At 43.6% G+C, this 17,655-nt stretch carries 18 protein-coding genes; 13 read left to right on the forward strand and 5 right to left on the reverse strand.

The features are described 5' to 3' along the window. Positions 1–18: 18 nt before the first annotated feature. From OXH18_RS14595 to cysE, 5 genes are all read right to left on the reverse strand, one after another. Complete coding sequence (locus tag OXH18_RS14595; protein ID WP_268607826.1) at positions 19–312, reverse strand: nitrogen fixation protein NifZ; 294 nt, start codon at positions 310–312, stop codon at positions 19–21. Further along, positions 299–1,453, reverse strand: a complete 1,155-nt coding sequence (gene nifV / locus OXH18_RS14600; RefSeq protein ID WP_268607827.1) for a homocitrate synthase — start codon at positions 1,451–1,453, stop codon at positions 299–301. The genes OXH18_RS14595 and nifV overlap by 14 nt, the downstream gene beginning before the upstream one ends. Positions 1,454–1,755: 302 nt before the next feature. Then, the gene (locus OXH18_RS14605) at positions 1,756–2,292 is read right to left on the reverse strand and encodes a DNA starvation/stress protection protein DpsA (RefSeq protein WP_268607828.1); all 537 of its coding nucleotides are present in this window, start codon (positions 2,290–2,292) and stop codon (positions 1,756–1,758) included. Positions 2,293–2,353: 61 nt separating this feature from the next. Then, complete coding sequence (locus OXH18_RS14610) at positions 2,354–2,608, reverse strand: Asr1405/Asl0597 family protein (RefSeq protein ID WP_268607829.1); 255 nt, start codon at positions 2,606–2,608, stop codon at positions 2,354–2,356. After that, complete coding sequence (gene cysE / locus OXH18_RS14615) at positions 2,592–3,347, reverse strand: serine O-acetyltransferase (RefSeq protein WP_268607830.1); 756 nt, start codon at positions 3,345–3,347, stop codon at positions 2,592–2,594. The genes OXH18_RS14610 and cysE overlap by 17 nt, the downstream gene beginning before the upstream one ends. A gap of 936 nt (positions 3,348–4,283) precedes the next feature. On the opposite strand from cysE, the gene nifB reads away from it, so the two are divergent. The 13 genes from nifB (at position 4,284) to nifW (ending at position 17,645) form a co-directional block, all read left to right on the forward strand. Beyond that, positions 4,284–5,723: a nitrogenase cofactor biosynthesis protein NifB gene (nifB, locus tag OXH18_RS14620; protein WP_268607831.1), complete on the forward strand. Its 1,440-nt coding sequence runs from the start codon at positions 4,284–4,286 to the stop codon at positions 5,721–5,723. A 23-nt stretch (positions 5,724–5,746) separates the two neighbouring features. Then, positions 5,747–6,130: a 4Fe-4S binding protein gene (locus tag OXH18_RS14625; protein WP_268607832.1), complete on the forward strand. Its 384-nt coding sequence runs from the start codon at positions 5,747–5,749 to the stop codon at positions 6,128–6,130. Positions 6,131–6,186: 56 nt separating this feature from the next. After that, entirely contained in the window at positions 6,187–7,329 is a 1,143-nt protein-coding gene (nifS, locus tag OXH18_RS14630) for a cysteine desulfurase NifS (RefSeq protein WP_315874730.1), read from the forward strand. A 65-nt stretch (positions 7,330–7,394) separates the two neighbouring features. Beyond that, the gene (nifU, locus tag OXH18_RS14635) at positions 7,395–8,309 is read left to right on the forward strand and encodes a Fe-S cluster assembly protein NifU (RefSeq protein ID WP_268607834.1); all 915 of its coding nucleotides are present in this window, start codon (positions 7,395–7,397) and stop codon (positions 8,307–8,309) included. A gap of 329 nt (positions 8,310–8,638) precedes the next feature. Further along, positions 8,639–9,532, forward strand: coding sequence for a nitrogenase iron protein (nifH, locus tag OXH18_RS14640; protein ID WP_268607835.1), 894 nt, complete (start codon positions 8,639–8,641; stop codon positions 9,530–9,532). Between the two features lie 135 nt (positions 9,533–9,667). Then, a complete protein-coding gene (gene nifD, locus OXH18_RS14645) occupies positions 9,668–11,146 on the forward strand; it encodes a nitrogenase molybdenum-iron protein alpha chain (protein ID WP_268607836.1) in 1,479 nt (492 codons plus the stop codon). A 96-nt stretch (positions 11,147–11,242) separates the two neighbouring features. Continuing rightward, a complete protein-coding gene (gene nifK / locus OXH18_RS14650; protein WP_268607837.1) occupies positions 11,243–12,778 on the forward strand; it encodes a nitrogenase molybdenum-iron protein subunit beta in 1,536 nt (511 codons plus the stop codon). A 67-nt stretch (positions 12,779–12,845) separates the two neighbouring features. Continuing rightward, complete coding sequence (locus OXH18_RS14655; protein WP_268607838.1) at positions 12,846–13,160, forward strand: Mo-dependent nitrogenase C-terminal domain-containing protein; 315 nt, start codon at positions 12,846–12,848, stop codon at positions 13,158–13,160. Positions 13,161–13,281: 121 nt separating this feature from the next. Beyond that, on the forward strand, positions 13,282–16,014 hold the full coding sequence (locus tag OXH18_RS14660) for a bifunctional nitrogenase iron-molybdenum cofactor biosynthesis protein NifEN (protein WP_268607839.1): 2,733 nt from the start codon (positions 13,282–13,284) through the stop codon (positions 16,012–16,014). A 120-nt stretch (positions 16,015–16,134) separates the two neighbouring features. Beyond that, positions 16,135–16,524 (forward strand): nitrogen fixation protein NifX, encoded by a 390-nt coding sequence (nifX, locus tag OXH18_RS14665; protein WP_268607840.1) that lies wholly within the window; start codon positions 16,135–16,137, stop codon positions 16,522–16,524. Positions 16,525–16,567: 43 nt separating this feature from the next. Next, positions 16,568–17,044, forward strand: coding sequence for a NifX-associated nitrogen fixation protein (locus tag OXH18_RS14670; protein ID WP_268607841.1), 477 nt, complete (start codon positions 16,568–16,570; stop codon positions 17,042–17,044). A gap of 80 nt (positions 17,045–17,124) precedes the next feature. Then, the gene (locus tag OXH18_RS14675) at positions 17,125–17,331 is read left to right on the forward strand and encodes a CCE_0567 family metalloprotein (RefSeq protein WP_268607842.1); all 207 of its coding nucleotides are present in this window, start codon (positions 17,125–17,127) and stop codon (positions 17,329–17,331) included. 2 nt (positions 17,332–17,333) lie between these two features. Then, positions 17,334–17,645 (forward strand): nitrogenase-stabilizing/protective protein NifW, encoded by a 312-nt coding sequence (gene nifW, locus OXH18_RS14680; protein WP_268607843.1) that lies wholly within the window; start codon positions 17,334–17,336, stop codon positions 17,643–17,645. Positions 17,646–17,655: the final 10 nt, after the last annotated feature.

Here is a 17,655-nt window from a genome sequence, read left to right on the forward strand (position 1 = left end):
AACCGTTATCTGTTTGTATCAAGTTTCTATGTCAATTTGAAGGGTATCAGTCTGTGTCTCAACCCGTTCTAATTCCTTCCGCCGACAACCCACAACAAAACCTGTTTCCAGAAAATGCACTGCATAGATATAGGAGGATTGCAAAAATGTCCCAATGCTGACTACGTAACCAATCTCACCTTTTTTTACAAGCGTTGCGCCAATATCTTGTCCTGGAAATGTGCCGTCGTTGCGAATCAGTTTTCGTGTTTGTACTTTTTGACCAATTTCAAAGTAGGGAGGTAAATTTAGCTCTAATTCATCGGGTTGCATGGGCCGTATCCTTGACAGGCGTCACTAAACTCAATAATTCATCAGTGGTCAGACCGCGTTTGACTTGCATCGATCGATCGCGAATCGCTTGTAGTATCGTTTGCGTTTCATCTGCATTGAGAGTGATGCCATTCTGCTGTAAAACCTTCTGAACCAAATGTCGTCCCGAATGTTTTCCCACAACAAAATGATGCGTCCAACCCACTTCTGCTGGATCGAAGGGTTGATAGGTCATAGGATTCTTCAGAACTGCATCTGCATGAATTCCAGATTCGTGAGCAAATGTATTCTCGCCGACGATCGCTTTCCAAGGAGGAACTGGATAATTAGCGGCCTTGGCGACTAACCTAGATAACTCAAGTAAGCGTTTTGTATCAATTCCCAAAGACATACCATAAATTTGCTTCACTGCCATTACCACTTCTTCCAAAGCTGCATTACCAGCCCGTTCACCAAGTCCATTCACAGTTGTATTTACCGATAATGCGCCTGCTTGAATTCCAGCTAATGCATTGGCTGTTGCCAACCCTAAATCATTGTGAGTGTGCATTTCAACTGGAATAGACAGCGTTTGCACTAACTGCCTTACTTGGTGAAAAGTTGTCAAGGGATCGAGAATGCCAACCGTATCGCAGAAACGGAAGCGAAAAGCTCCCAAACTCTGGGCATAGTAAGCCACATCCAGTAGAAACAAAGAATCTGCCCTAGAAGAATCCTCACCCCCAACAGCAACAGATAAGCCGTGATCGAGCGCAACATGAATCACATCCCGTAACCGTCCCAGCATCACGCGCCACTGCCCATGAAATTTTGCTGCAATCTGAATATCGGAAACGGGAACAGAGACATGAACGCGCTTGAGTCCGCAAGCCACCGAAGCTTTAATATCGGCAATATTGGCTCGATTCCAGCCAATTAGTTCAGCCGCTAAACCCAACTCACCGATCGCCCGAATCGCTTCTATTTCCTGTTGCCCCATCGCTGGAATGCCAACTTCTAATTCCTGTACTCCGATCGCATCTAGAAATTGTGCAATGGCAACCTTCTCTTCAATGGTAAAGGCAACCCCTGCGGCTTGTTCACCGTCTCGAAGGGTTGTGTCGTTAATTTGGATGAGTCGGGCGGCAATAGAATTACTCATCGTATCTCCTTTTGAAGAAGTAAAATTCAAAGAATCTCAAGTAACAGCTCATAGATCATCTGAGTGGACTGAGTGAGAATACTTCGTTGGATAATTGGTTTGTTTGAACATACGATTGAGAAGATAGACATGAGCAAAATAATAAGCAGAGAACAGACAAAGCATCCAAAAAACCATTAGCATAGCGATAGACCTCTCAGTAGACGAACTGCACAGGAAAATGATAGGAGAGAGATAATGAAAACAAAACTTGATTTGAACCCAAGGCTATAACAATCGTTTTGTTTCGTTTCTAAGCTTTTTTACAAACCTTGAACCAAACTGTCCTCTGCCAAAAAATGATCAAGATGAAAAGCTCGATCCTCAGTTTTTAGTAAAATTTGCTCGTAGAGATAGCGAGTTGCTCGATCGCCAATACTTTCCGCCTGGACTGCCTGTCGTCGAATTAGATCAACAACAGCCTGCTCAGCCTGTAAGTCGTGCTCTACCATCAGCCGCGTCGCGAAGATTCCATCTGGTTCTGGGGTGAAGCAACACAGTTCCGACAGCTTGCTGAAGCTAGCCACAGGAACACCTCCTAGCCCGTTCAGTCGCTCTGCCAAATCATGCCCATGCTCCTTAACAGCCTCGTGAGCGGCTTGAAAAAATTCGTGCAATGAATAAAATTCTGCCCCCTTTACCACAAAGTGATGTTTTTGGTATTGCAAATACAGTGCTTGAAAACTAGCAAATACCAAATTTAACCCTTCACAAATGGGTAGTGTTACTTCTTGCGTTAAACCAACAGGATTATCTCCAACATGACCAAATTCTTGAACTGCGACTTGTAGCTGTGTCATTCTATATCTCCAGTTAAGGTGTATTGTTTGTATGAATGTTTACATCTCATCACATCGCGACTTATATCAACGGTGTAGACCAACATCGTTCTAACCAACTCACTAATTCCTGACGAGAAGCCGTGAACTGTTGAACAATACTGCGAACTAAAATTAACTCAGTGCTATCATTGATTTCTACTCGCAAAGAACCATCAATCGGACAAGAACAAGAAATCATAAGTTCTTGCAAACGATAGTAAATTCGCCAGCGATCGCATCGGGGAATGGCGATGATATGTTCTACGGGAAGGTTAAGATTAAGAGACGGTTGCATTGATGGGGTTCCTGGAGAATTCTAGAGATTGTTGTTTTAAGGCTTGTACTTGTTGTTCAAGCTGTTCAATTCGATGCACTATCCTATGTAAGGCAGTTGCATCTGGATCGGGCAATTGATTGTGCTCTAAACAATGGGTTTGTGATTTGGTAGAATCCTGCGGATTGGTTTGACAAAGGTTACGTCCGGGGACACCAACGGCTGTACAATAGGCAGGAACATCTCGCAGCACGATTGATCCGGCTCCAATCCGGGCGTAGCTGCCGATGTGAATATTGCCAAGCACCTTTGCGCCGGCACCAATTATGACATGGTTGCCAACGGTTGGATGGCGTTTGCCACTTTCTTTGCCTGTACCACCCAGCGTGACTCCTTGATAAATAAGGGTATAATCTCCAACGATCGCCGTCTCACCAATCACAACCCCTATACCGTGATCAATCACGATTCCTTTACCTAAAACGGCGGCTGGATGAATCTCAATTCCAGTAAATAATCGTGCTAGATGAGATATTAAGCGCGGAAAAAAGAAAACATTATGAAGATGCAGCCAATGAGCAAAACGATAGCAGAGGATGGCATGTAATCCCGGATAGCAGCATACAGCTTCTAACCAGTTTCGGGTGGCTGGATCGCGCTCAAAAATCATTTGAAAATCTTCAAACAGTGGAATCGCTGTCAATCTTTGTTGAAGCAATAAAATTGATTGGGTGAGAAGACGATCGCAAAACTGTAGCATTGCTATTTCGGATGAAGAACACGTTGTGTCTTCTGTATAGCAGATGCTGTTTAGCTGCAAGCTTAGGAATAGCAATTGAATTTATTAGAGTATTAGCTTTGCACTCAGCGCTTACAATACTGTTGCCATGGCTTTTTACAAATTATTTAGGGATAGGGGAACTAGAATTTTAGAACCCAGGGATTAGTATTTACAGTAAAGGGGACTTGCAATCTTACACTCAAGCTAAATCTGCCTAGCGCAGGTATTTCAAGAAATTTGAAAGTGCCTCTAGTATCGCTGCGATTTGCACTCAATGTTGTACTTGATCATTTCCATACGAGTCATGATCGAACTAGATTGTGTGTCTCAATTGAGCATCTTGAGTTTTGGGATTGCACAACGTTTCTGTCATTTATACTACCAACTAATTAATTTGATTAACTATTAAATTTAGCTAAAAGTATCCAAAGTTTCAAAAAAGTTGATAAGAATGCTAATTTAGATACAGAAACAATACTAGAGCAATTAACTAACTGCTTGATTCAACCATTGAAGATGGTTTGAGTACTCAATCAAGCTCACACTAAACTAATTTAAAAATGTCTGCAAGACCTTGCTGGTTCTGAGAACTGGCTGAGTGCAAAAAACAAGCCTCTCACCCCATAAATACTCATACCTGCTTCTAGAAATACTCAGTCCCCTACCCAAAAAAATACTTTAATGCAGATGATAAGGGGAATACAGCGGTTGAGTACCTTCCTAATAATTCAATAATTCTGAGCAGCCATCGTAGAGTAGTTCCTCAGCAAACGGCTGATATAACCCTATTAACGCCAGCCATTCAATCTTCCAACTGAGAACGTCTAATTATTCTCATCTCGGAGTTTAGGTAAGTGGAGTAATGCAGTAGCGTTTCCACAGTGGCGGATTGTTCACCTAATTCCTTAAAATTCGATGACATCACCCACTACTCTCCTAGCTTCAGCGACTGAACATATATCAGAGCATCGAGCCAACACGAGTAAAAGCAGCTGTGGATGTAGTTCTAGTCAAGCAGTAGACAATCTTGATGCGAACATACGGGCGCGGATTGAAAAACACCCCTGCTATAGCGAAGAAGCTCATCACCACTATGCTCGGATGCACGTTGCTGTGGCTCCCGCTTGCAACATTCAGTGTAACTACTGTAACCGCAAATTTGACTGTGCCAACGAAAGCCGTCCAGGTGTAGTAAGTGAGTTGCTCACACCTGAAGAAGCGGCACATAAAGTATTGGTCATTGCTGGAAAAATTCCACAAATGACAGTATTGGGTATTGCTGGTCCGGGTGATCCATTGGCAAATCCAGAGAAAACGTTTGAAACCTTCGAGCGAATTGCTGAGCAAGCACCAGATATTAAACTTTGCCTGTCTACAAACGGGCTGATGCTGCCAGATTATGTCGATCGGATTAAACAACTCAATATTGATCATGTCACTATTACAATCAACATGATTGATCCAGAAATTGGGACAAAAATCTATCCTTGGGTGCACTATAGACGAAAACGATATAAAGGACTAGAAGCTGCCAGAATTTTACATGAGCGGCAAATGGAAGGATTGCAAGCATTGAAGGAGTCCGATATTCTTTGCAAAGTTAATTCAGTGATGATCCCTGGCATCAACGACGAACATTTAGTAGAAGTTAATCGAATGATTCGTGAAAAGGGCGCATTTCTACACAACATCATGCCCCTAATTTCAGCGCCAGAGCACGGCACCTATTTCGGTTTAACTGGACAGCGTGGTCCTACTCCCAAAGAGCTTAAATCAATTCAAGACAACTGCTCTGGTTATATGAAGATGATGCGCCATTGCCGACAGTGCCGTGCTGATGCAGTGGGGCTTTTAGGCGAAGATCGTAGCCAGGAATTTACAAAAGACAAGTTCATGGAAATGATTCCACAATACGATCGTGAATTACGGCAGGAAATTCATGCAACTATTGAGAAAACCAAAGCAGCAATTCAGTTAGCGAAAGCTCAGAGCAAGCCTAGTCAACAGGTAGAAAACAGTCCCAAAGTTTTAGTGGCCGTAGCAACTAAAGGAGGGGGAATGGTGAACCAACATTTTGGTCACGCTAAAGAATTCCAAATCTTTGAGGTGGATGCGAACGAAGCAAAATTTGTAGGACATCGCAAGATTGATCAATACTGTCAAGGTGGTTATGGCGAGGATGCCACACTAGAGTATGTGATTCAAGCAATTGCAGACTGTAAAGCTATTCTCGTATCTAAGGTAGGAGAATGCCCTAAAGCTGAACTGAGGGAAGCCGGATTACAGGTAGTAGAAGCCTACGATGTAATTGAAACAGTAGCGAGAGCATTCTACAACCAATACATACAACAATAGTAAGTTTATTCAGGAGGTAAGTCATGGCTTACTCCATCACAAATCAATGTATTCAGTGCGATCGTTGTCTATCTGCTTGTCCAACTGGTGCTGTTCAAAAGCTTAATCAACTGTACAATATTGATCCATTAATTTGTAATCATTGTGTTGGTTACTATACGGTTGCTCAGTGCTGGTCAGTTTGCCCCACAAATATGGGTTGTATTTCTGGTATCACACTTTCTCGCCTGGTACCAATCAATTCTGAGGAGTATTGGCAACAATGGTTCGCCACCTATACCGCTTTAATTGCTCGATTGCATAGAACTAAAAATTCTAACTATTGGAGCAATTGGTTTGATCGCTATGCTCAAACGCTGTCTAGATTACTTCAAACTAAACATCAAGCAGTAGGAACAAAAGCGTGACTATTTACCTCGACAACAATGCCACCACAAAAATCGATCCTATCGTGTTAGAGGCAATGCTGCCTTACCTGCAAGAGTATTATGGTAATCCTTCCTCAATGCATACGTTCGGTGGACAGGTTAGTAAAGCGATTAGGAACGCTCGATTACAAATTGCAACCCTGATAGGGGCTGAAGAAACAGAACTGATCTTTACTAGTTGTGGTACTGAAGGAAACAACACGGCTATTCGTGCGGCGATTGCTGCTCAACCTAACCGTAAACACATCATCACTACTCAAGTTGAACATGCCTGTGTACTAAACGTGTGCAAACAGTTAGAAAAGCAAGGCTATACTGTCACCTACTTATCTGTTGACTCACAAGGTCAAATCGATTTGTTGGAGCTAGAAGCTGCCCTCACTGGAAATACAGCCCTTGTTTCTACAATGTATGCCAATAATGAAACAGGGGTCATTCTCCCGGTTGAGAAAATCGGTGCATTGGCAAAAGCCTACGATGCAATCTACCATGTGGATGCAGTACAAGCAGTGGGCAAACTGCCGCTAAATCTTCAATCTAGCCAGATTGATTTGTTAACGTTGTCTGGACATAAACTTCATGCTCCTAAGGGCATTGGTGCATTGTATGTTCGGCGCGGTTTTTGCTTCCGTCCGTTTCTTCTGGGTGGACATCAAGAGCGAGGGCGACGGGCAGGGACAGAAAATGTTGCTGGCATCATTGGCTTGGGAGCAGCCGCTGAGTTAGCCCAACAGCACTTCGGCAAGATCACTCAACAAACACAACTTCGCGATCGTCTCGAACAAGGATTACTGTCTACCATTCCTGACTGCCAAGTGAATGGAGATCGCACCAAGCGCTTGCCCAATACCACTAATATCGGCTTCAAATACATTGAGGGAGAAGCCATCTTGTTTTCTCTTAATCAGTATGGCATCTGTGCATCCTCTGGGTCTGCCTGCACCTCCGGTTCTTTAGAACCCTCCCATGTGTTGCGAGCTATGGGCTTACCTTATACCATCTTGCACGGTTCCATCCGGTTTAGCCTTTCTCGATATACCACCCTTAGGGAAATCGATCGAGTTCTTGAACTCATGCCAGCAATTGTAGAACGCTTACGGGCCCTTTCTCCCTTCAACACAGATCAAGCGGATTGGCTTCAAGACCGTGAAGAAGCAATCATTGTTGGTAGCAAGTGATTAGCAATGTTAATCAACAGTCATTAGATTGCACCCTCTTATTCACTCACTCCTCCTAAAAAGCTATGTGGGACTACACCGATAAAGTACTAGATCTCTTTTACAATCCCAAAAACCAAGGGACAATCGTTGATACGAACGAACCTGGAATTGCCGTAGTATTCGGCGAGGTTGGTAGCATTGCTTGTGGAGATGCATTACGTCTGCATCTGAAGATTGATATTACTTCGGATAAAATTCTAGATGCTCGCTTTCAAACCTTTGGATGTACCAGTGCGATCGCCTCCTCATCTGCTCTCACTGAATTGATTAAAGATTTAACACTAGATGAAGCCTTGAAAATTACAAATCAAGAAATTGCCGATTATTTGGGAGGATTGCCAGAAGCAAAAATGCATTGTTCTGTTATGGGACAAGAAGCACTGGAAGCTGCCATCTATAATTATCGTGGAATTAAAGTTGAACAGCATGAAGAAGATGAAGGCACATTAATTTGTACCTGCTTCAGCGTTAGCGAGAATAAAATTCGTCGAGTTGCGATCGAAAATAATTTAACGACTGCTGAACAAGTGACTAGCTATGTGAAAGCTGGTGGAGGCTGTAGCGCTTGTTTAGCTGCGATTGAGGATATTCTGACAGCGGTGCAGCAGGAGACAACGGCAACGTCTAAGCGATTGGCAACAGAAATTGCAATGGCTCAAGAAAAAGCTCTAGATCGCGATCGAACGGTAAAGCCGCTCACAACGGTACAGAAAATTACATTGATTCAGCGTGTACTAGAAGAAGTTCGCCCGCTTCTACTAGCAGACGGAGGCGATGTTGAACTTTACGATGTAGATGGTAACACAGTAAAAGTCTTGCTGAAAGGTGCATGCGGTTCCTGTTCATCCAGTACAGCAACCCTCAAAAGTGCAATTGAGGCTCGTTTGCAGGAGCAGGTTTTACCCACTCTGGTTGTCGAAGCGGTCGAAGCGATATAAGGCAGCATCAATCAATAGATATTAACTGGCTAGTTCAGTGAGCTTACTTACCTCAGTTATTACCGCTTAGTTATTACTTATTCAACCACTTAATGTTCCTTTGCTAATCTCCATTGCATCACCTCCCGCTTTCACGTTTAGCTCACTCACTGTTCTAATTCAATCAGCTTTCATGATGAACTCTACTACACTGATTGTTGAACGATCGCCTCCTGTTTCTAGGTTGTTCAATTTCCCCAGTCAGGATTGAAATATCTGAGTGACTGGTTGCTACCTCGTAAAAAACAACTTGAATCAATATTCCGACTCACTTATAAGGAGAATCTCCCATGACGGACAATATTAGACAGATTGCATTCTACGGCAAGGGTGGTATTGGCAAGTCTACGACTTCACAAAACACGATCGCGGGCTTAGCAGAATTGGGACAACGCATCATGATTGTTGGATGTGATCCTAAAGCCGACTCCACTCGCCTGATGCTACACAGCAAAGCACAAACTACGATTCTTCACTTGGCTGCTGAGCGAGGGGCAGTTGAAGATTTGGAGATTGAAGAAGTGCTGCTGACGGGCTACAAAAACGTGAAGTGTGTAGAATCTGGTGGACCTGAACCCGGTGTTGGCTGTGCAGGTCGCGGTATCATCACCGCCATCAATTTCCTTGAGGAAAACGGAGCCTATGAAGATCTAGATTTTGTGTCCTACGACGTTCTAGGTGATGTGGTTTGTGGTGGATTTGCCATGCCAATTCGTGAAGGTAAGGCACAAGAAATTTACATTGTTGTCTCCGGTGAAATGATGGCAATGTATGCAGCAAACAACATCGCGCGAGGCATTCTTAAATATGCTCATTCGGGTGGTGTTCGATTAGGTGGCTTAATTTGCAATAGCCGTAAAACCGATCGAGAAATTGAACTGATTGAAGCGCTAGCAGAGAAGTTGAATACTCAGATGATTCATTTTGTGCCGCGTGATAATGTGGTGCAACACGCAGAACTTCGTCGAATGACTGTAATTGAGTACCGTCCAGATCATCCTCAAGCGGATGAGTATCGTACATTAGCCAACAAAATTCTTCACAATGACAAGCTCACCATTCCTACTCCAATTTCAATGGACGAGTTAGAAGATCTGTTGATTGAGTTCGGCATCCTGGGCGGTGAAGAAGATTACTTAAAAGCGATCGCTGAAGATCAAAAGAAAGCTGCTCTTGCTGTGTAACACCAGTGGAATAGAAGGGAGACAAAAATCATGACCTAATTAGAACGTTGAATGGTTTTTTACTCCCTTTCATCTCTCCCGTTTACGTTCCACAATTTCCCTTACCTTTTTATCCTACAGCTTGAGAGGAAAACCATGACCTATACCGAAGAGACACAAGCACCTAAAATTGAGAAAAAGCAGATCATCAATGAAGTCCTAGAAGCCTATCCAGACAAGGCTGGGAAAAAGCGCGCGAAGCACTTAAATGTGCACGAAGAAGGTAAATCGGACTGCGGGGTCAAGTCTAACATCAAATCTTTGCCTGGGGTTATGACTACTCGCGGTTGCGCTTATGCCGGAGCCAAAGGAGTAGTTTGGGGTCCCGTTAAGGACATGATTCATCTTAGCCATGGCCCCGTTGGTTGTGGGTACTATTCTTGGTCTGGACGACGAAATTACTACATTGGTACAACTGGAATAGATACGTTTGGTACGATGCAGTTCACGTCTGATTTCCAAGAGCGAGACATCGTTTTTGGCGGAGACAAAAAACTGGCAAAGCTGCTGACCGAGATGAATGAATTGTTTCCACTTGCCAAGGGGGTTACGATCGAATCAGAATGCCCTGTCGGATTAATTGGAGATGACATTGAAGCCGTTGCCAAAAAGTCTGCTAAAGAAATTCAAAAGCCTGTCATTCCTGTCCGCTGTGAAGGATTTCGAGGTGTTTCCCAATCCCTTGGACACCATATTGCTAATGATACTGTTCGCGACTGGGCTTTACCGATCGCCGACAAGAAAGCCAAAGAAGGTACATTGAATTTTGAACCATCTCCCTATGATGTTGCAGTCATTGGTGATTACAATATCGGCGGTGATGCTTGGTCATCCCGAATCTTGTTAGAAGAAATGGGGTTGCGCGTCGTTACCCAGTTTTCTGGGGATGGCACCTGGAACGAAGTGTTGCTAACAACGCAGGTGAAGCTCAATTTGATTCACTGCTACCGCTCCATGAACTATATTTGCCGTCACATGGAAGAGACCTACGGCATTCCCTGGTTGGAGTTTAACTTCTTCGGTCCGACTCACATTGCTGAATCCTTGCGAGCCATTGCCAATCGATTTGACGACAAAATCAAAGAAGGCGCAGAGCGTGTAATTGCTAAATACCAAGCCCAAAGTGAAGCTGTAATCGCTAAGTATCGTCCTCGTTTAGAGGGCAAAACGGTCATGCTGATGGTGGGTGGTCTGCGTCCTCGTCACGTCATTCCAGCCTTCAAAGATTTGGGAATGCAAGTGATTGGAACGGGCTACGAATTCGGTCATAACGATGACTACAAACGCACTACCGAATACATAGATGACGCTACCCTCATCTATGACGACGTGACAGGCTACGAGTTTGAACAATTCGCTCATAAGCTGAAACCAGACCTCATTGCCGCAGGTATCAAAGAGAAGTACGTCTTTCAAAAAATGGCTCTTCCCTTCCGCCAGATGCATTCCTGGGATTATTCCGGTCCATATCACGGCTATGACGGATTTGCTATCTTTGCCCGCGACATGGATTTGGCTCTCAATAGCCCCACTTGGGGGTTGGTGAAAGCTCCTTGGAAGCAAGCTGAAGAGTAGATAGATCATTGGATTGATGGGTCGCTATCTACTTATCCACTCCATCTTCTACTTCCGACCCTCTATCCCCCGCCTATCCCCACAGGAGATAATCATATGGCTCAAAATGTTGACCAAATTAAAGACCACGTTGAACTATTCCATCAGCCAGAATATCAGGAGCTTTTTCAAGGCAAGAAGGAATTTGAAGACTGCCATAGTGCTGACGAAATTACGCGAGTAGCAGAGTGGACGAAAAGTTGGGATTATCGCGAGAAGAATTTTGCCCGTGAAGCACTCACAGTTAACCCGGCTAAGGCGTGTCAGCCACTTGGAGCAATTTTTGCAGCATCTGGATTTGAAGGAACCTTACCCTTTGTTCATGGTTCCCAAGGATGTGTAGCATACTTTCGTACTCATCTAACTCGCCACTTCAAAGAACCTTTTTCTGCTGTTTCATCCTCTATGACAGAAGATGCAGCCGTATTTGGAGGGTTGCAAAATATGGTGGATGGACTAGAGAATGCCTACACGCTGTACAAGCCCAAAATGATTGCTATGTGTACCACTTGCATGGCAGAAGTGATTGGGGATGACTTGCAAGCCTTCATCAAAACATCCAAAGAAAGGGGATCAATTCCAGTAGACTTTCCAGTTCCCTATGCGCATACACCTAGCTTCGTTGGTTCCCACATCACGGGCTATGACAATATGCTTAAAGGAATTTTAGCGAATCTTACTGAAAACAAACAATCAGAATCAAAAAACGGCAAGTGGAATTTCATTCCAGGATTTGACACTTATACGGTTAACAACCGTGAATTAAGGCGAATCTTGAATTTGTTTGGTATTGATGCCACGATCTTAGCGGATAACTCCGATACATTTGATTCTCCTAATGAAGGTGAATTTGTTATGTATCAGGGTAAGACAACGCTAGAAGAAGGTGCTGATTCTATCAATGCAGAAGGAACGATCGCTCTGCAAGCTTATTCCACCACCAAAACACGCGAGTACATTGAAAAGGAGTGGCAACAACCAACACTCGTATTGCGTCCCGTTGGCATTCGAGGAACGGACGCCTTTTTGCAAAAGCTATCTGAAATTAGTGGTAAACCCATTCCCAGAGAACTAGAAATTGAGCGAGGACGCGCCATTGATGCCATGACTGATTCTCAAGCTTGGATTCATGGCAAGAGCGTGGCTCTTTACGGCGATCCTGACCTAGTCTATGGATTAGTGAGCTTCTTACTAGAGCTTGGTGCAGAGCCAACTCACATCGTTGTCACCAATAGCAACGAAGTCTTCGAAGCAGAACTGCAAACTTTGCTCGATTCTAGCCAGTACGGAACTAACGCCAAGCTTTGGTCAGGCAAGGACTTGTGGCATCTTCGATCGCTCATGTTCACAGAACCCGTTGATTTGCTAATCGGCAATTCCTATGGTAAATACCTTTGGCGAGATACCGGCACTCCCCTAGCTCGGATTGGTTATCCTCTTTTCGATCGCCATCATCTGCACCGATACCCAACCCTGGGTTATACCGGAGCGTTGAACTTACTCAACTGGACAGTGAACACCATTCTAGATGATCTTGATCGTAAAACCATCGTTCCTGCCAAAACTGATATCTCCTACGATTTGATTCGATAAGGCTCCGCGTAGAGATGTTGCCTGCTCAACATCTCTACTTTCTTCCTTCACCCCTAAGGTGCTTTCTATGTTCATCAGAATCTACAATCATCTACCTCCATTATCATTTACTGGGCAATCAAAGTTTGACTTATTTGCTCCATTACGACGATGGATTAACAGTATCGAAATCCATCATCCCAAGACTGCTCATTATTTCTGCCAACTTATTCCTTGTCAATGTGCATTTGAGAGAGACATTCGAGTCTTTGGAAAGACCTATCATATTCCTGCACTTTGTAAACTCAACCCCCTTTACGAGGAATTAATCAGCTTGAGACTTCGATCTCTCACATACCTCACCGATGTATGTGCAGAGAATGTTAACAAATACATTTGTTAGGTAATCAGTAATTGCCGATCGGCAATTTGCGATCGTATCCTTCCCCTTTCCGACTTCCAACTCTCAACTTCCCACTCCCTCTTCCCGATTTCCTAATCCCTTACCCACTAGGACTTGAGCCATGAAAATGACCCAAGGCAAAGTTAAAGAACTACTGGCTGAACCCGGTTGTGAACATAATCAACATAAACACGGTGACAAGAAAAATAAGACTTGTACTCAACAAGCTCAGCCTGGTGCTGCCCAAGGAGGTTGTGCCTTTGACGGAGCCATGATTGCACTTGTTCCAATTACTGATGTGGCTCATATTGTGCACGGACCAATTGCCTGTGCAGGAAATTCCTGGGGCAGCCGAGGCAGCCTTTCTTCTGGTTCGATGCTTTACAAAATGGGCTTCACCACAGATTTAACTGAGAATGATGTGATCTTTGGTGGCGAAAAGCAACTGCATAAATCTATTTTGGAAGTACATCAGCAATATCAACCAGCCGCTATTTTTGTCTACTCTACTTGCGTCACCGCATTAATTGGAGATGATTTGGACGCTGTTTGCCAAAAAGCAGCCGAACAAACTGGCACTCCTGTCATTCCTGTCAATTCTCCTGGCTTCATTGGCAGCAAAAATCTGGGGAATCGAGTTGGGGGTGAAGCTCTACTAGAGTATGTAATTGGTACAGCAGAGCCAGAATATACCACTCCTTATGACATTAATCTGATTGGAGAATACAATATTGCTGGCGAATTATGGAACGTATTGCCCCTGTTTGAAAAGGTGGGAATTCGAGTTCTATCTAAAATTACAGGAGATGCTCGTTATCACGAGGTTGCCTGTGCACATCGGGCTAAGCTCAATGTCATGATTTGTTCCAAGGCACTGATCAATATGGCTCGCAAGATGGAAGAACGCTATGGTATTCCTTACATTGAAGAGTCATTCTACGGTGTTGAAGATATGAATCGCTGCTTGCGGAATGTTGCCTTAAAGTTAGGTGACGCTGCTCTCCAACAGCGTGTTGAACGCCTGATTACTGAGGAAGTGAACCAACTTAATGATGTGCTAGTGCCCTATCGCGATCGATTACAAGGAAAACGAGTTGTTCTATATACCGGAGGTGTAAAAAGTTGGTCAATTATTTCAGCAGCAAAAGATTTAGGAATGCAAGTTGTTGCAACTAGCACCAAAAAAAGCACTGAAGAAGACAAAGCCAGAATTAGGGAATTGCTTGGTCAAGATGGATTAATGTTGGAAAAAGGCAACGCCCAAGAACTACTGCAAGTCATTGCTCAAACCCAAGCAGATATGTTAATTGCAGGAGGAAGAAATCAGTACACAGCCTTGAAAGCTCGAATTCCATTCCTTGACATTAACCAAGAACGCCATCACTCCTATGCAGGGTACGCAGGTATGGTAGAAATAGCCAAAGAGCTAGAAGAGTCCCTTTATAGTCCTATTTGGCAGCAGGTGCGGCAGATGGCGCCTTGGGAAATGCAGCAGATAGGGAAAAATGAAGATAGGAAAATGCCTTGTAATAATTCGATTGCTCAAGTTGTCACCTCTAAAAAGGTAATTGCTGTTAATCCTCTCAAACAAAGCCAGCCTCTGGGTGCTGCACTGGCTTTTTTGGGACTCAAGGGCATGATGCCATTGTTTCACGGTTCGCAAGGATGTACAGCCTTTGCCAAAGTCATGCTTGTGCGACATTTCCGGGAAGCAATTCCGCTCTCTACAACTGCTATGACAGAGGTTAGCACGATCTTGGGAGGAGAAGAAAATGTAGAGCAGGCGATTCTTACCATTGTGGAGAAATTTCAGCCGGAAATCATTGGGCTTTGTACCACCGGACTCACTGAAACTCGTGGAGATGACATGGAAGGGATACTACGCAACTTTCGCAAGAAGCATCCTCAACTTCATCATCTACCGATTGTTTTGGTTTCTACAGCTGATTTTAAGGGAGCACTTCAGGATGGTTTTGCTGCCGCCGTTGAAGGACTAGTTAAAGAATTACCACAACTAGATGATGCTAAACCAGATCAAATTACGGTTTTAGCAGGTTCACTATTATCTCCTGGGGATGTCCAGGAATTGAAAGAAATCATTGCTAACTTCGGATTGACACCAATCATTATTCCAGATTTATCAGATTCTTTAGACGGTCACCTAGAAGATTCTTACAGTGCTGTCACTACTGGAGGCACAACTGTCACAGAGTTGCAGGAGATTGGGCGATCTGTCTACACTTTTGCGATCGGCGAAAGTATGCGAGAAGCTGCTGATATTTTAGAACGACGATTTGGAATCCCTTATGAAGTCTTTCCTCAATTAACCGGATTAACGGCTGTCGATCAATTTCTGCAAGCCCTCGCTGATTTAAGTGGAGTAGACATACCTGAACGCTATCGCCATCAACGTCGTCAGCTTCAGGATGCGATGCTTGACACTCATTTTTACTTTGGTCGGAAGCGAATTGCTTTGGCTCTCGAACCCGATTTGCTATACACCATTGCGGGATGGTTGAAGGTAATGGGAGCCGAAATTCAGGTGGCTGTTACAACAACGAGATCTCCCTTATTGGAGCAAATACCAATTGAAACAGTGGTGATTGGTGATCTAGGCGATTTTGAACAATTAGCCGTTGGCTCCGACTTGATTATTACCAATTCCAATGGAGCAGCGATCGCCCAGCGTCTCAATATTCCTCTGTATCGACTAGGTTTTCCAATCTTCGATCGGCTCGGCAATGGACAACGATGCACAATTGGTTATCGCGGAACAATGCAACTGTTATTTGATATTGGCAATCTGTTCTTGGAAGAACAGGAGAAGATGCTCCGTGCAGATAGAGCGAAATAGTTAGCTAGGTAATAAAGTATTAGCGATCGCTAGTAATCAATACTCTTTTTTGTTCTCTACAGCGTTACGCCATTACCTCTTCCCTTTACTTCCTTCTCAATGACAACAAGGAGGCTTACGATGAAAATTGCTTTCACCACCAATGATCTTGTTCATATTGACGCTCATTTCGGTTGGGCTAAGAAAATTGTAGTTTATGAGGTTACGCCAAACGGATACGAGTTTTTAGAAACATTGGAATTTTTTGGCAATCTTCAAGAAGACGGCAACGAAGACAAGTTAGTCCCTAAACTAAATGCGCTATCTGATTGCACCATTGTCTATGTTTCAGCGATCGGAGGTAGTGCAGCCGCTCGATTGATTCAGAGGAATATCACACCGATTAAAGCTCGATTCGAGGAGGAGAAAATTGATGAAGTATTGAACAAATTTGTAAAACTTTTGAACAGTAATCCACCCCCTTGGCTACGAAAAGCATTGCGAACCGATTTGGCAACCTTACCAAACTAGAAATCACTGCAAATTCTGTACTTTATCCAGAGAAGATTATCTTATGAGTGCAACTGAAATTACCACCTCTACAATTGTCACCGAACTGTTAGAGTCTGATTTTGCTAAAGCATTAGTACAACAAATTCGAGTGAATGATCCCTATGGCACTTATCGCCATTGGTCAGATGAATTACTGCTCAAACCTTTTGTTGTCAGCCGCGCTCAGAAACGGGAAATTTCTGTTGATGGAGACGTCGATCCAACAACAAAAGGCCGGATCTTAGTGTTTTATCGAGCGATCGCTGCTCGTATCGAGCAACAAACTGGACAATTGTCCCAAGTTGTCGTTGATCTGAGTCATGAAGGATTTGGTTGGGCTTTGATCTTTTCCGGTCGATTACTTTTGGTGGTTCGCACGTTACGAGATGCCCAACGGTTTGGATTTGATTCCTTCGAGAAACTCATCGCGGAAGGGGACAAATTAGCCAATATGGGGATAGAAATGGCAACACGCTATAGCGACGTTTGTAAACTCTAGCTAGTGAATAGCTGAGTTAAACAGCACCCAGTTATTCACCTACTTTCTACTGTCCTATGCAACTCTGTAGGTTACAACCAATGGAATCATCCTTTACTCAAGATGAACTGAAGATTCAGATTAAACGTCTCAATAGTAAAGCAGGTCAACTCAAAATGGACTTGCACGATCTTACTGAAGGATTACCTACTGACTTTGAAAATCTCATACCATTAGCCACTGAAACCTATAGCATCTATCAACAACTTAGTGAACTGAAACAACAACTGAAAAAACTGGAGTTGTGATCATGAGCAGAACACTATCAGAATTCAATCAACTAACCGATGCAGAACAATTTTTTGATTTTTTTGATTTGCCCTACGATCCCAACATTGTCAATGTCAATCGCTTGCACATTTTGCAGAAATTCTCGGCTTTGATCAAACAGTTGAATGATGATCAATTTAGTGAAATTGAGAAACTCGATTACTATCGATCGGCACTTCAGCAAGCATATACCCTATTCTTAACGTCTAATTCCTTGGAACAGAAGTTATTCAAGGTTTTTAACGACAAACCACAAAACCTTGTTTTGCTTTCAGACATTGGGTCTGATTGACGATCGATTT

The sequence above is a fragment of the Thermocoleostomius sinensis A174 genome (assembly GCF_026802175.1).
Classification (GTDB): domain Bacteria; phylum Cyanobacteriota; class Cyanobacteriia; order Elainellales; family Elainellaceae; genus Thermocoleostomius; species Thermocoleostomius sinensis.